This is a genomic window from uncultured Eudoraea sp., assembly GCF_947490415.1.
Classification (GTDB): Bacteria; Bacteroidota; Bacteroidia; order Flavobacteriales; family Flavobacteriaceae; genus Eudoraea.
The window spans coordinates 586,180-600,615 of the sequence record NZ_CANLGX010000003.1; the positions used below are offsets into that span (position 1 = coordinate 586,180).

13 protein-coding genes and 1 other RNA gene are annotated in these 14,436 nt (G+C 35.9%); 9 read left to right on the forward strand and 5 right to left on the reverse strand.

Features of this window, described 5'->3' with window-relative positions; genetic code table 11:
• Nucleotides 1-26: 26 nt before the first annotated feature.
• The gene (locus tag Q0874_RS10910; protein WP_299163001.1) at nucleotides 27-1,655 is read right to left on the reverse strand and encodes an ABC-F family ATP-binding cassette domain-containing protein; all 1,629 of its coding nucleotides are present in this window, start codon (nucleotides 1,653-1,655) and stop codon (nucleotides 27-29) included.
• 176 nt (nucleotides 1,656-1,831) lie between these two features.
• Here Q0874_RS10910 and Q0874_RS10915 point away from each other — a divergent pair, with 176 nt between their 5' ends.
• Nucleotides 1,832-3,211, forward strand: coding sequence for a transaldolase (locus Q0874_RS10915; protein WP_299163004.1), 1,380 nt, complete (start codon nucleotides 1,832-1,834; stop codon nucleotides 3,209-3,211).
• A 73-nt stretch (nucleotides 3,212-3,284) separates the two neighbouring features.
• Here the strand turns inward: Q0874_RS10915 and fsa are convergent, their stop codons facing one another.
• The 3 genes from fsa to ffs form a co-directional block, all read right to left on the reverse strand.
• Nucleotides 3,285-3,938 carry a fructose-6-phosphate aldolase gene (gene fsa, locus Q0874_RS10920; protein WP_299163007.1) on the reverse strand — a complete coding sequence of 218 codons (654 nt, stop codon included), beginning with the start codon at nucleotides 3,936-3,938 and terminating at the stop codon, nucleotides 3,285-3,287.
• Between the two features lie 65 nt (nucleotides 3,939-4,003).
• Nucleotides 4,004-4,813, reverse strand: a complete 810-nt coding sequence (locus Q0874_RS10925; RefSeq protein ID WP_299163010.1) for an SDR family oxidoreductase — start codon at nucleotides 4,811-4,813, stop codon at nucleotides 4,004-4,006.
• A gap of 124 nt (nucleotides 4,814-4,937) precedes the next feature.
• Nucleotides 4,938-5,036, reverse strand: an RNA gene (gene ffs / locus Q0874_RS10930) — signal recognition particle sRNA small type.
• 146 nt (nucleotides 5,037-5,182) lie between these two features.
• Between ffs and Q0874_RS10935 the strand changes: the two genes are divergently transcribed.
• The 8 genes from Q0874_RS10935 (at nucleotide 5,183) to Q0874_RS10970 (ending at nucleotide 13,089) form a co-directional block, all read left to right on the forward strand.
• Nucleotides 5,183-6,229, forward strand: a complete 1,047-nt coding sequence (locus tag Q0874_RS10935; RefSeq protein WP_299163013.1) for a glutaminyl-peptide cyclotransferase — start codon at nucleotides 5,183-5,185, stop codon at nucleotides 6,227-6,229.
• A 1-nt stretch (nucleotide 6,230) separates the two neighbouring features.
• Nucleotides 6,231-6,641 carry an acyl-ACP thioesterase domain-containing protein gene (locus tag Q0874_RS10940; RefSeq protein ID WP_299163016.1) on the forward strand — a complete coding sequence of 137 codons (411 nt, stop codon included), beginning with the start codon at nucleotides 6,231-6,233 and terminating at the stop codon, nucleotides 6,639-6,641.
• Between the two features lie 6 nt (nucleotides 6,642-6,647).
• The gene (locus Q0874_RS10945) at nucleotides 6,648-8,195 is read left to right on the forward strand and encodes a hypothetical protein (protein WP_299163018.1); all 1,548 of its coding nucleotides are present in this window, start codon (nucleotides 6,648-6,650) and stop codon (nucleotides 8,193-8,195) included.
• Nucleotides 8,196-8,337: 142 nt separating this feature from the next.
• A complete protein-coding gene (locus Q0874_RS10950) occupies nucleotides 8,338-9,069 on the forward strand; it encodes a LytTR family DNA-binding domain-containing protein (RefSeq protein ID WP_299163021.1) in 732 nt (243 codons plus the stop codon).
• 147 nt (nucleotides 9,070-9,216) lie between these two features.
• Nucleotides 9,217-9,363: a hypothetical protein gene (locus Q0874_RS10955; RefSeq protein WP_299163023.1), complete on the forward strand. Its 147-nt coding sequence runs from the start codon at nucleotides 9,217-9,219 to the stop codon at nucleotides 9,361-9,363.
• A gap of 119 nt (nucleotides 9,364-9,482) precedes the next feature.
• Nucleotides 9,483-11,585: an ATP-binding protein gene (locus Q0874_RS10960; RefSeq protein WP_299163026.1), complete on the forward strand. Its 2,103-nt coding sequence runs from the start codon at nucleotides 9,483-9,485 to the stop codon at nucleotides 11,583-11,585.
• The gene (locus Q0874_RS10965) at nucleotides 11,582-12,253 is read left to right on the forward strand and encodes a response regulator (RefSeq protein WP_299163029.1); all 672 of its coding nucleotides are present in this window, start codon (nucleotides 11,582-11,584) and stop codon (nucleotides 12,251-12,253) included. Before Q0874_RS10960 ends, Q0874_RS10965 begins: the two co-directional genes overlap by 4 nt.
• A 164-nt stretch (nucleotides 12,254-12,417) precedes the next feature.
• Nucleotides 12,418-13,089: a hypothetical protein gene (locus Q0874_RS10970; RefSeq protein ID WP_299163056.1), complete on the forward strand. Its 672-nt coding sequence runs from the start codon at nucleotides 12,418-12,420 to the stop codon at nucleotides 13,087-13,089.
• Between the two features lie 54 nt (nucleotides 13,090-13,143).
• Here the strand turns inward: Q0874_RS10970 and glyA are convergent, their stop codons facing one another.
• A complete protein-coding gene (gene glyA, locus Q0874_RS10975) occupies nucleotides 13,144-14,421 on the reverse strand; it encodes a serine hydroxymethyltransferase (protein ID WP_299163059.1) in 1,278 nt (425 codons plus the stop codon).
• Between the last annotated feature and the right edge of the window lie 15 nt (nucleotides 14,422-14,436).

Below are 14,436 nucleotides of genomic sequence, written 5' to 3' on the forward strand. Positions count from 1 at the left end.
ATTAGGATTTGGGAGGTCCTATTCAGCTATACGGGTATTGCATACATTTTATCTCGTTGTTCCCTTATAGCCTTGTCAGACATATATTCATCAAACGTTAAATATCTGTCTATAGTATCTTTTGGAGTCAATTCTACGATCCTATTTGCCACGGTTTGAGCAAATTGATGATCATGAGTAGTAAATATAACTGTGCCCTTAAAATTGTTCAGCGAATTGTTAAAGGCTGTTATACTTTCAAGATCAAGATGGTTAGTAGGTTCGTCTAACATTAGTACATTAGCCCTGATCATCATCATTCTGCTAAGCATACATCGCACCTTTTCACCACCAGAGAGAACCGTACACTTTTTTAATGCCTCCTCCCCACTAAACAACATTTTACCTAAAAAACCACGAATATATACTTCCTCTCTTTCCTCTTCGGTTTTGGCCCACTGTCGTAACCAATCCACTAAATTCAAATTTTCGTTGAAATAGTCAGAATTATCAGCTGGCAAATAGGATTGCACAGTTGTAATTCCCCAGTGATATGTGCCACTATCAGCTTTTCTTTTGCCATTGATAATTTCATAAAAAGCAGTTGTCGCCCTTGAATCTCTGGATAAAATTGTCACTTTATCTCCTTTAGCTAGATTCAGATTTAAGTTTTGGAACAATAATTCCCCATCCTCAGATCTCGCAGCCAAATTTTCAATATTTAAAATTTGGTCACCGGCTTCCCTTTCCTGTTCAAAAATTATTGCAGGGTATCTCCTACTCGACGGCTTAATGTCCTCAATCTTAAGTTTTTCCAACATCTTCTTTCTTGATGTTGCCTGCTTGCTTTTAGCGACATTAGCACTAAAGCGCAGGATAAATTCTTGTAATTCTTTGGCCTTATCTTCTGCTTTTTTGTTTTGTTGTGCCCTTTGCCTGGCTGCTAATTGACTGCTCTCATACCAAAAGGTGTAATTACCGGAAAAGGAATTGATTTTACCAAAATCTATATCGGCAATATTGGTACAAACCGCATCCAGAAAATGACGGTCATGAGACACTACAATTACCGTATTATCGTAAGAAGCCAGGAAATTTTCTAACCACGTAATGGTTTCATAATCCAAATCATTCGTGGGCTCATCCATAATTAAAACATCCGGATTACCAAATAACGCCTGAGCCAAGAGAACACGAACTTTTAATTTTGAATCCAGTTCAGACATTAAGGTAAAATGAAATACTTCCGGAATTCCCAAATTTGATAATAAGGTAGCCGCATCACTATCCGCGTTCCAGCCATTCATTTCTTCAAAGGTTACCTGCAGTTCTCCAATTCTATCTGCATTTTCATCACTATAGTCTGCATAAAGAGCATCTATCTCTTTTTTGATTTTATATAAGGGTTTGTTACCCATAACCACAGTCTCAAGAACTGTTATTTCGTCATAGGCATTGTGATTTTGTTCTAAAACAGACATACGCCGGCCCGGTTCAAGGTGTACCTTACCTGAGGTTGGGTCAATTTCACCTGAGAGTATTTTCAAAAAAGTAGATTTCCCTGCTCCATTGGCACCAATGATCCCATAACAGTTGCCTTGTGTGAAACTAACATTTACTTCATCAAAAAGTATTCTTTTACCAAATTGAACTGATAAATTGGAAACAGATAACATACTTGTCTTTTTAAAATTTTTGCAAAAATACGGAAAAATAATCCTAAGTGGCAATAATCCTCGACGCGAATAGCCGGCTTTCCCAATTAACAATGATTGTGAACTTTTAACTGAGCCTTAACAGCTTCAGGCTATTGGTTTAACTAGTTTTGTATCCTATAGGCAGCGAAAATTATATGAATAAAACTTTACTATATTTTATTATAATCTTACTGGCAGCTTGTAATACCGCAGAAAAAAAATCTACAGCGGTTTATTTTGGCGGGGAAATTGTAAACCCTTCAAGCGAGTATGTTGTCCTGTTTAAAGGAGACGTGGTTTTAGATACAGCACGTCTTGATGAGAATAATAGATTTTCCTTTCAGTTGGATTCAGTAGACGAGGGTCTTCATCATTTTTACCACTTTCCGGAAGAGCAGTACGTGTTTTTAGAGCGAGGTGATAGTTTACAATTAAGGCTAAATACAGTTGATTTTGATGAATCACTGGTTTTTTCTGGTACCAATGAACAGGTAAATAACTTTCTATTGGAGATGTTTCTGGCCAATGAACAGGAGGAAGAGTTGATTTATCAATACTATAGCCTGGAACCTGAAGCATTTATATCAAAAATAGACTCCTTAAAAAATGTAAAACTTGAATCGTTAAACAACCTTTCAATGGAGGCTGAACTTTCAGATGGTGCTAAGGAAATAGCCCAGGCGGGTATTATGTATACTTCCTATATCTTCAAAGAGGCCTATCCGTTTTATCATAAAAGGAAAAAAGGTGAGAAATCTATTCATGATCTTCCCCCTGACTTTTATGACTATCGCGCCGATATCAATTATGATAACAAAGGTCTAGGTTATTACCGGCCGTATTATAATTTCATGAAATATCATTTAGGGAACCTTTCATACATGGACTGTAAAAATGGCTGTGGAAGTCAGATTAAATTGGCAAAAAACAAACTCCATTTTAATCAACACAAATTAAAGTTAATAGATAGTCTAATAATGCAAAAGGAACTTAGAGATAATCTATTCAGGAATGTTGCAATGGATTATTTGCTTAAATATGACAAAGAGGAAAATATTGAAATTTTCATTAAGGAATTTCATCAAATGTCAGGGAACAATAGGCACATACATGAAATTAACGGACTATATGACGGGATAAAAAATTTACAACCGCAGAAAGAACTGCCTGAACTCATGGTATTTGATTCTGAAGGCAACAAGGTTTCCATAAAGGACTTAGGAAAAGACAGAAAGGTTGTATTTTACTTTTGGTCAGCGCCCGAAAAAAGGCATTTTACCAATATGATTACACGTATTAATCTATTAAAAGAAAAATATCCGGAGTATACTTTTATTGGTCTAAATGTAAGAACTGAACATTCCCGATGGAATAATATGCTCGAAGTTTCACAACTGGATAAAAACGAACAATTTTGGACAGATAATTTTGAAGATGTTGCGCATACCTTAATCGTCTATGACCCAAATAGAGGGATTATTACAAATGACGGCATAATTGTAGATGCTTTTGCTAACGTTTATACCTCTTTCTAGGATACCAGGTTTGATTGACAGAACAAACGATTATGGATAATCCTAACCGCTTGGCCCAAAATAAGTTACTGAGTTAATTTCCCTTATTATAATCCGCTAAAAACTTTTCTAACCCTATATCTGTTAAGGGATGTTTTAACAGTCCTTCAATAGCAGATAAAGGCCCGGTCATAACATCAGCCCCCACTTTAGCACAGTCGATAATATGCATCGTATGTCTTATTGAAGCAGCCAGAATTTCCGTTTCATATCCATAATTGTCATAAATGTGCCTTATTTCAGAAATAAGATTTAATCCATCTGTAGATATATCGTCTAATCTTCCTATAAACGGTGAAACATAAGTTGCTCCTGCCTTAGCCGCTAAAAGGGCCTGTCCCGGTGAAAAAACCAACGTACAATTTGTTCTAATGCCTTTGTCTGCAAAGTATTTAAGTGCTTTTACTCCATCCCGGATCATAGGAACCTTGACAACAATTTGTTCATGTAAATCTGCCAGCACCTCCCCTTCTCTGATCATTCCCTGCAAATCTGTCGCAATTACCTCAGCAGATACATCACCATCAACAATGTTACATATATCCACATAGTGTTTTAAGATATTATTTCTTCCTGTGATCCCCTCCTTTGCCATTAATGAAGGGTTTGTAGTAACCCCATCCAAAACGCCAAGCTCCTGAGCATCTTTAATTTGATCTAAATTAGCAGTATCAATAAAAAATTTCATGTGTTTTCTTTTGTTTTAATAACCTTTGAAAGCTGCGTATCTACTTTAAAAACGCGCCTACAAAACTACAATTTATAATGATTCAATAACAAGCGTTCATAAAGTTTATCAGGCAAAATTTTCTTTAAAACCAATGAAAATTTCTGCATTGTACTTCCAACTTTATAATGAACTTTTGGATTTTTAGTATTAATGATTCTAAATACCATTTCTGCAACCTTTATAGGATCCTGACCTTCCTGTACATGATCATCGATTATGGCTAATGATTTGCTGTAGGATTGGTAATATGGCGAATCACTATTTGCGGGTGCGTGGTAACGGCCGGCTGCTATATTCGTTGCAAAATCACCAGGTGCCAGGTTAGTTATCTTAATACCAAAGTCTTTGGTCTCCATTCTCAGGGCTTCTGTAAGTAATTCCAAAGCACCTTTACTGGCTGAATAAATCCCCCTATAAGGCAATCCCATATATCCGGCTATTGAGGTGATATTTATGATTAGTCCTGAATTTTGCTTTCTCATCTGCGGTAATACGGCTTTGGCCGTATTAATTGGTCCGTGGAAATTAGTGGTAAATACTTTTTTTATTTCAGCTTCCGGTGTTTCCTCAATTGGCCCCGTTATTCCAATTCCCGCATTATTTATAAGTACGTCTAAATACCCCTCAGCGGCAATTAAATTATCTATAGCCCGTGCAATACTGTCATCATCCCTGACATCTAATTCTATGAGTTGAAAATCTGAGAATTCAGGATAGTTCTCCAAGTTACGAGTAGTACCATAAACCTTATATCCTTTGGATTGAAGATGCAAACCAATAGATCTGCCAATACCTGAGGAACCGCCAGTAATTAAAACAATTTTTTGTCTCATATACCTTGCAAATAAACAAATAAAAAGAAGAGAAAGAAAATACTGAAATCTTAATTCAGAACGGAAGTGAAGAATTATATTAATCCCTGGCAGGTGTCAAAAACACAAAATTAACTGCATAAAAAAAAGGCAAGCTACCTACATCGCACCGCTACAACCTCGTACCCTTGCTGCGTTCCCACCCTGGGGGATTCAGAGGGAGCTGGTCGTGTAGGACTTGCCTCATGCAAATATACGACCAATTTAAATTTGGGACAATCGTTTTACATTCTTATTTTAGCCCCAAAGCATTTAATAAATAATACTTTTGCTAAGAGTAACTTCCAATATTAGGCTATCTAATCTTAAACTATAGAAGTAAAATCGTATATGAATTTCATTAAGTTTTTCGTCCCTGTAATAATAACCATGCTGTTCTTAGCCTGCGAAGGGGATCCAAAACCCAAACAGTTATTTGAAATTGAGTTAGCCGGCAATACCAATGAGCTTAGCAATCAGGAGTCCGTAGCTGTATCCATAAACAACAAAAAAGGAAAAACAATAGATAAAATAAGCTATTCCATCGACGGGAAAGTATTGGAGCTAAAAGGAGACAAACTAAGTCTGGATATAACACGTTTGGGGCAAAAAGAACTCAAAGCTGTTATTGAATATGAAGGGAATACAGCGGAAATAACTAAAAAAATAAAGGTTTTGTCGGGCACAGCGCCTGAAATTTACACTTATGAAATTGTCAATGAATACCCACACGATTTAAACGCATTCACTCAGGGATTAGAATTTTACAATGATACCTTATATGAGAGTACCGGTAGTGGAGGAAATGCTAAATCGTTCATCAGGAAAATAGATTATAAAACCGGTAAAGTATTGCAACAAAAGGACCTTGCCAAAAATTATTTTGGAGAAGGTATTACCATTTTAAATGACAAACTTTATCAACTTACATGGCGAAGCAGCATCGGATTTGTTTACCAACTTTCTGATTTTAAAGAACTTAATAGTTTTCAATATGGGGAGAGCAAAGAAGGTTGGGGACTCTGTAATGACGGAAAAATGATTTACAAAAGCGACGGTACTGAAAAAATTTGGTTATTAGATCCGGAGACACTAACGGAAGTAAGTTATATTGAAACAGTAACCAATAAATCCATTTTCAACAAAGCCAATGAATTGGAATATGTGGATGGAAAAATATACGCCAATGTATGGCAAAAGGAAAGTATGATGATTATTGATGCGGAAAGTGGAGCCATCGTTGGGGTGATTAATATGGCCGGATTGAAGAATAAAGTTAAAAAACATGAAAATCTTGATGTTTTAAACGGCGTGGCCTACAACCCAACAACTGACACATTCTTTGTCACAGGAAAAAACTGGGATAAACTCTTTGAAATTAGGATCAAGAAAAAATAAGATGGAGGCTTTTGAAAAAACGTTAGTTGTACAACCTGATGATCTTGATGACCTAAATCATGTAAACAATGTCCGCTATGTACAATGGATTCAGGACATTTCCAAAGAACATTGGCAGCACCTGACTTCAAAAGAGCTTCAGGAGCGTTTTATTTGGGTAGTTCTTAATCATAACATAACCTATAAAAGCGCCGCCGGTTTGGGTGATGTTATTCTATTGAAAACATATATTGAAAATTCCAAAGGAGCAATTTCTACAAGGGTTGTTGAGATGTATAACGCGGCAACGAATACTCTTTTGCTACATTCAAAAACAACATGGTGCCTTCTTAATCCCGAAACACTCAAACCAATACGAATTTCAGAAGAAATTCGTTCTATTTTTGCAGATGTGACAAAGAATCATAGCTGATATGATATGCGCCAAAGTCTTTTTATTATACCAATTCTATTGATAACACTTCTCTGGTGTTCTTGCAGGAAGGATTTTCAGTACGATACGAGCAGTGGCAATTTGGAGTTTTCAAAGGATACAGTCTATTTAGATACGGTCTTTACCAATATTGGCAGTAGTACTTATTCTCTAAAGGTCTATAACCGATCAAATAACGATATACAAATCCCTAGTGTTCGTCTGGCACAAGGAAATAATAGCAGCTACAGATTAAATGTAGATGGTGTGGCCGGGAAAGAATTTGAAAATGTCCCATTAATGGCCAAAGACAGCTTATTTATTTTTATCGAAACAACTTTTGATATTTCGACAATAAGCGGGAATGAATTTTTGTATACGGATGCCATCCTTTTTGATGCAGGCCCCAAACAGCGGGAAGTTCAATTAGTGACTTTAATAAAAGATGCTATATTCCTTTATCCTGCAGAAAATGCTGATGGAACTAAGGAAACTTTACTTTTGGGACTGGACAAAGATGGAAATGAAATTAGAATAGAAGGATTTCTTCTTACCGATGAGCAACTGAGCTTTAGCAATGAAAAACCTTATGTTATCTATGGTTATGCCGGAGTAGCATCCGATAAAATCCTTAATATTGCTGCAGGCAGCAGAGTACACTTTCACAAAGATTCGGGAATATTGGTAGGAGAAGGGGCTTCCCTTAAGGTTAATGGGACTTTAAGCATGGATACGCTTCTTTTGGAAAATGAAGTAATTTTTGAGGGTGACCGCCTGGAAACTGAGTTCTCCGAGGTGCCCGGGCAGTGGGGAACCATTTGGCTGGCTCCCGGCAGTAGTAACAATATCATAAACCATCTTACCATCAGGAATGCTTCTGTGGGACTATTGGTTGAAGGTAATTCGGACTTAAATCCGCCAAAACTTTCGGTCAGTAATTCTCAGATTTATAACAGCCTGGCGATAAATATTTGGGCAAAATCTTCCTCAATTAATGGAGAAAATTTGGTGCTGGGTAATGCGGGAAATGGCTCATTAATCCTTTCCAATGGGGGTAGTTATTCTTTTGTGCACTGTTCAATAGCCAATTATTGGAGTAATGGTTTCAGATCAGGTGCTGCATTGCAAATCAGTAATTATGATCTCGTGGAGGATACAAGTGCAAGCGGACAGGACCTTGCAGCTAGTTTTATAAACTGTATTGCAGATGGCAATATGTCTCTTGAACTCTCCTTAAATTCTGATGAGACAAATGCATTTGACTTTTCTTTCAAGAATTGCCTGATTAAATTTAAGGATACAAATAATCAGTTTGATTCAGATCCTTTGTATGATTTTGATAATGATACCTACTACAACAATGTTTTTCTGAATGAGAATGCTGATTTTTGGAATACTGCAAAAAACGATTTCAGGCTTGGCATTTCTTCTTCGGCAATTGGCAAAGCAGATCCTGACACAGCATTGCTGGTACCCTCAGATCTTCTGGGAACAGATCGCAGTTCTGAACCCGATATTGGGGCCTATGAATTTGTAGCTTTCGATCAGAATTAAGCTTTAGCAATATTATTTGAAGGAATTTTCTTTCAATATTTTTGATTTCCAACACTTTATGTAGAAAAACCTTAATTATTCTATGGTAAAAGTAGGGTGTCTTTTCGAATAGGTTTACTACTTTGTACCCAAATAGCTTGGCATGGAGTATTCTTATACTATAATTGATTCCGACGCCACCTCAAATTTGCAGTTGCAGCACTATTTGGAGGACTATGGGGATTTTGTATGCACCAGTCAGGCCAGAAACTGTGAAGATGGCTTAAATGCTATTCTTAAATACACTCCGGATGTTGTTTTTATTAACCTAAACGACAAGGCTTTTGAATATTTTCACATGGTCACTGAATTGTATCAGTATGTTAAAAATATTCCCATTCTTATTGGAATCTCAAAAAGCAAGGAGTACGCCTATAATGCTATTAAAAATAATTTCTTTGACTACTGGCTGATGCCTTATAATGAATTTGATATTCGTAAGACGTTATTACGGCTTAAAAAACAATTGCCAAAAGAAGATGTTTCTCATACGCTTTGTCTTAAATCTTACAATGATTACCAATATCTGGATACCAATGAAATACTTTATTTAAGAGCAGACAATAATGCTACAGATTTTATCATGAAAGACGGCAGCAAAATAAGCGCTTATAAAACCCTTAAGACTTTTGAAAATCAGTTACCCTCCAATTTTATACGTGTTCACCAAAGTTATATCCTGAACACGCATTATGTCTCGGGAATTAATTATGGAAAATCTACATGCTTCTTAAAGATTAGGAAAACACAACTGCCTTTCTCCAAATCTTATAAAGAAAATATAGATGGTTTAAAAAAGATTTTATCAAAAAACACCATATCACCCTCCAATTAAAGGAATACTCTCAAAAACCTTTCAAATACTCATAGAATAGGTACATCTGCTAATACTTTTATTTTAAAACAATAAACTTTTGGTTATCCTTTTAGATTAGTCCCATGCTAGTCAATAATAAATAACCCCTTAAAAAAAACGATAAAGATGAAAAAAGTTTTAAGCATTGTCGCAATAGTAGTATTTAGTATGGGATTATATTCCTGTGACGCAGATAACAGCGCCGAAGATCAAACCTTATATGAGCAGGGAACTGATGGAGATGATACACCGATTGGAGGAGGTAGAAGCTAAATTAAATTTTAAGAATATATTCAACCCTCACAATTTTTATAAATAATTAAAAAGCCTTAAATAGTGTATTTAGGGCTTTTTAATTATCTTGTATTGGAAGCAATTAGTTTCTAAGTGTTATGGTAACTAAAAAACATATAGTTCTAATATCGCTCTTACTTCTTTTTTTTTCCTGCAAAAAAGAAAATCAATCTACCCATTTAAATAGTGAACTTCTCAGTCTAGATAGCACCCAAGTGTGGATCAAAAATGGAACAGACGCAAATCTACCTTTAAAGGCCCAAAAGGATTTTTTACAAAAGGCCTATGAGAGTGCTACCAGTGAACCAAATGATTCCATAAGGCTGAAGTATTATTCCGAACTTTCGCTGGCGTATCTACTAACAGATTCTATTAATTTCAGGAAGATTAACAAAAGTGGGCAGCTTATCTCACAAGAAACTAAAGATTCTTTAATCTTAGCGGCCTTACATTGGGATCTGGGCTATTTTTATCAGTATAATTTTATTAAAGACAGCGCCTATTACGAATACGCCCAGGCAGAAAAAATTTATACCGCCTTAAATGATAAGTCCAGAAGAGGCCGAGTACTTTATAGAATGTCTTTAATACAAAAAGATATAAAGGACTTTACCGGGGCAGAAATTAACCTCATAAAAGCCATTGAACTGCTTCAAACTGTGGAAAATAATGAACAATTGTTCCTCTGTTATAATTTATGGGGAACTCTTGCCAAAAGCTTGAATGAATTTGAGCTATCACGAAACTATTTTTCTAAAGCAGCGGAATACCTCAACAAACTACCAAAAGAATCAATTAATGAAAAACAAAACATACTGAACAATAATATTGGGAATTCTTATAAGGAACAAGGAGATTATTTAAAAGCTATTCCATATTTCGAAAAGGTAGTAAGCACAGATAGTTTGCTGATTAAGAATTCAAAAAGCTACGCTCTTGCCCTTGATAATTTGGCTTATAGTCAGTTCAAAACGGGCCAAATGAAAATTTCCGAAGCCAATTTAAAAGAGGCTTTGCAAATTAATATCCAGGAGAACTACCTTGATCAAATTGCCATGAGTCGCTACCATCTGGCGGAGTATTTTTTGGCTGAAAGAGATACTACAATGGCAATGGCCAATGCTCAGGTGGCTCTTGAAATTGCAAAAGAAGGTAGTGATAACCAGCTTGTTCTTGAAACATTAAAGCTATACCCTTTATTAGACCCAGAAAATGCACCGTCCTATCTGAAGGAATACCTGGTTTTAAATGACAGTCTCCAGGAAGAAGATCGCAAGATCAGAAACAAATTTGCCCGTATCCGTTTTGAAACCGATGAGTTTATAGCGGAAAACCAACTTTTGGCAAGACAAAGGCAGCTATGGATAGGTATTGCTATAGGCCTTTTTTTATTGGCTATTTCCGTTCTTATTATTATTACTCAGCGCGCTAAAAATCGAAATCTGCGGTTCCAACAACAACAACAGCAGGCCAACCAGGAAATATTTGAACTGATGCTCGCCCAGAACCAAAAACTGGAGGAAGGAAAACAATCTGAACAGAAACGAATTTCAGAGGAACTTCACGATGGCATACTGGGTGAAATGAATGGTATTCGGATGATGTTGTTGGGATTGAACAAAAAAATAGATGATAATGCCATTAGCATGCGCGGTGCGGCTATTGAAAAGTTACAAGGTGTGCAGGAAGAGATACGAACAATTTCTCACCAATTAAACGATGCTTCTTATCAGAAATTCCATAACTTTATAATATCCATTGAAGATTTATTAAGAAATATATGTAACGCAGCTAATCTGGAGTACCATTTTAAATATGATGAAGGTCTTGATTGGGATGCCTTAAGTGGCGATATTAAAATTAATCTTTACAGAGTTATCCAGGAAAGTCTTCAAAATAGCATTAAACACTCCGCTGCTACAAGGATTAATCTTGAAATGGACTCAACAGATAGTGAATTAAAAGTAACACTAAAAGATAACGGCCGGGGCTTTGATACCAAAAAAGGTAAGAAAGGGATTGGTCATAAAAATATTACTTCCAGGGTAAATAAATTAAACGGGGACTGGAGTTTAGAGAGCAAACCAGGAAAAGGCACCCTGGTAACCGTACAAGTGCCATACCAATTAAAGGAATCTGAAAGTGTAAGTCAGATTAATGGAAAAGAAAAATTTAAGACAGTAGAAAAAACTTCATCATGAAAACGATTCGGATTTTAGCGGTAGATGATCATGAAATGACCACAATGGGATATAAATTTATCCTGGAGGACACAGAATTTAAAGAATTTAGAGTACATGTAGATACTGCCAAAACCTATGAAGGGGCGATACAAAAAATAGAAAATTCTGTCACTTCATTTAATTATGACATTCTTTTATTAGACATACAATTATCACAAGCTGTTGAAGGACCTGCGAAAACCGGCGAAGATATAGGGGTTTTTGCACGAAAGGTGATTCCCAGGACAAAAATTGTTTTTATGTCTTCATTTAGTGATAATTACAGAATAAACAGTATTCTTAAGACTGTTGATCCCGAAGGTTATATGGTAAAAACAGAAATAGATCAAAAATCATTACAGGCTATGGTCCTAACTGTAATATCCAATCCCCCCTATTATACACAGAAGGCCCTTGCAGCTATTCGGAAAAAGATGGCTAATGATGATATTGTCCTGGATGAGAAAGATAAAAAGATACTTCATTATCTCTCTATAGGTACTAAAACTAAAGATATGGTTAATTATGTATCCTTATCACTTCCCAGTATTGAAAATAGAAAACGGAATCTGAAAGCAGTTTTTGGGGTTGAAAAACAGAATGATCAGGCCTTGATTACCGAATCCAGAAACAGAGGATTCATCTGAATATACTCCCTCCTTCTAAGCAAAACTAGTCCCGTTTCTTTCTTCAAACTTGTCAGTTAAATACAAAATGCATGTAAAACCTTATTTATTCTATGGTTTTTATATAGCCTACTATTATTTTTTAAAATTAATTTTGATATATACCAATAAGTTTTTTTGTTATAATGTCAAACAAACAGGATAATTTTAGAGATAATCTTAAGCTTAAGCTGGATGACAACCCTCAAATAAAGGGATTGACTGCTTTTAGAAAGAGTTTGGAAAAAGATTATTTTTCTAATGTAGCCATACGAAACTGTTCCACGGATAATACCCGGGAAAATTTAGTAATTGAAATGGATTGCAATTTTAAACTGGTTGAAGTTCTGTCACATTTACAAAAAGGTACCTGGGGCAGAATATACTCTACACAGAATAGCTGGTCTAAAAGTTCCCCATTTTCTAAGGCATTGAGAAGCTTAAATGAATTGAATCGCAGGAGAATAGATATTGAAGAACTTTCTATTTTTTTAAAAGATTCCTCTATTATCATTAAGAATATATTTGAAAATAGTATTGAAGAACAACTTCGGCAAATTCTTCAAACTATTGCAGAACACTATGTGTATTTTACCAAAAAACTTACTGAAACTCCCTATGAAATATATATTCCAGTCTTTGAGGAAGACCTCTTTGAAAATGATACCAAACTAAAGAATATTAGGGCTGGAAATAATGATAAGAAAGATTATTTTGAATATTGGGGTCTTTATTTCGATTCTGAAAAAGATGCCGTAATCTATGACTTGAAGAATAAATCAATCATTTTTGGCGACTTATTTATGTTAAATCATTGATTAAAATGGAAAACCAATAAATAGGGCTATTGGTTTTCCATAAAACGGCGTTTGCTATCCATTGTTAAATAACGGAAGGTTTTTCATCAACTTATTAACCTTTTCTTTTACCTTCAAAACGACATCCTCCTCTTCCGGATGAGTAATAACTTCATCTATTAAGTCTACAATTTTGACCATATCCTGCTCTTTAAGACCTCTGGTAGTTATCGCAGCAGTACCAAATCTAATTCCTGAAGTTATAAAGGGTGATTTATCATCAAATGGAACCATATTTTTATTTGCGGTAATATCAGCTTTGACCAGAATGTTTTCAGCATCCTTTCCGGTAATATTTTTATTTCGCAGATCTATGAGCATCATATGATTATCGGTACCGCCGGAAATTATGTTATAATCTTTGGCAACAAAAGCTGCAGCCATAGCTGCGGCATTTTTCTTTACCTGCAACATATAATGCAAAAATTCATCTGAAAGGGCTTCACCAAAAGCTATTGCCTTGGCTGCTATAATATGCTCTAAAGGCCCTCCCTGGTTACCAGGAAAAACGGCTAGATTAATCAAGGCAGACATTTTTCTTAAATTTCCGTTTTTCAGCTTAATCCCAAAAGGATTATCAAAATCCTGCCCCATTAAAATTAACCCACCTCTGGGGCCTCTAAGGGTTTTATGTGTTGTTGTGGTAACAAAATGACAGTGTGGTATGGGATCATTTAATATCCCTTTTGCAATTAGTCCTGCAGGATGTGCAATATCTGCCAGTAAAAGTGCATCTACACTATCTGCAATTTCCCTAAATCTTTTAAAATCCATATCCCGGGAATACGCAGAAGCTCCCGCGATAATTAACTTCGGACGCTCCTTTTTAGCTATTTCCTCTATTTTATCGTAGTTTATCACACCGGTTTCTTCATCTACACCGTAAAACACCGGTCGGTAAAGCTTTCCGGAAAAATTAACCGGTGAACCGTGAGTAAGATGACCTCCATGTGAAAGATCAAAACCTAAAATTGTATCCCCGGGATTTAAACATGCCTGGTATACCGCTGCATTTGCCTGAGAACCCGAATGCGGTTGAACATTTGCGTATTCCGCGCCAAATAATTCTTTAGCCCTGTCTATTGCCAGTTGTTCAATCTTATCAACTACTTCACACCCCCCGTAATAGCGCTTTCCGGGATAACCCTCTGCGTATTTGTTGGTTAGAACAGATCCGGCAGCTTCCATAACTTGTGGACTTGTAAAATTTTCAGAAGCAATAAGCTCTATCCCATTTAATTGCCGTTCTTTTTCCTCGGCAATTAAGTCAAATATTTGATGGTCGCGTTGCATAACAATAATCTTGTG

Bases quoted from the DNA above. Each gene is read 5' to 3' on its own strand.
- Q0874_RS10910 (WP_299163001.1), bottom strand. From the start codon at position 1,655: ATGTTATCTGTTTCCAATTTATCAGTTCAATTTGGTAAAAGAATACTT.
- Q0874_RS10915 (WP_299163004.1), top strand. From the start codon at position 1,832: ATGAATAAAACTTTACTATATTTTATTATAATCTTACTGGCAGCTTGT.
- fsa (WP_299163007.1), bottom strand. From the start codon at position 3,938: ATGAAATTTTTTATTGATACTGCTAATTTAGATCAAATTAAAGATGCT.
- Q0874_RS10925 (WP_299163010.1), bottom strand. From the start codon at position 4,813: ATGAGACAAAAAATTGTTTTAATTACTGGCGGTTCCTCAGGTATTGGC.
- Q0874_RS10935 (WP_299163013.1), top strand. From the start codon at position 5,183: ATGAATTTCATTAAGTTTTTCGTCCCTGTAATAATAACCATGCTGTTC.
- Q0874_RS10940 (WP_299163016.1), top strand. From the start codon at position 6,231: ATGGAGGCTTTTGAAAAAACGTTAGTTGTACAACCTGATGATCTTGAT.
- Q0874_RS10945 (WP_299163018.1), top strand. From the start codon at position 6,648: ATGCGCCAAAGTCTTTTTATTATACCAATTCTATTGATAACACTTCTC.
- Q0874_RS10950 (WP_299163021.1), top strand. From the start codon at position 8,338: ATGGAGTATTCTTATACTATAATTGATTCCGACGCCACCTCAAATTTG.
- Q0874_RS10955 (WP_299163023.1), top strand. From the start codon at position 9,217: ATGAAAAAAGTTTTAAGCATTGTCGCAATAGTAGTATTTAGTATGGGA.
- Q0874_RS10960 (WP_299163026.1), top strand. From the start codon at position 9,483: ATGGTAACTAAAAAACATATAGTTCTAATATCGCTCTTACTTCTTTTT.
- Q0874_RS10965 (WP_299163029.1), top strand. From the start codon at position 11,582: ATGAAAACGATTCGGATTTTAGCGGTAGATGATCATGAAATGACCACA.
- Q0874_RS10970 (WP_299163056.1), top strand. From the start codon at position 12,418: ATGTCAAACAAACAGGATAATTTTAGAGATAATCTTAAGCTTAAGCTG.
- glyA (WP_299163059.1), bottom strand. From the start codon at position 14,421: ATGCAACGCGACCATCAAATATTTGACTTAATTGCCGAGGAAAAAGAA.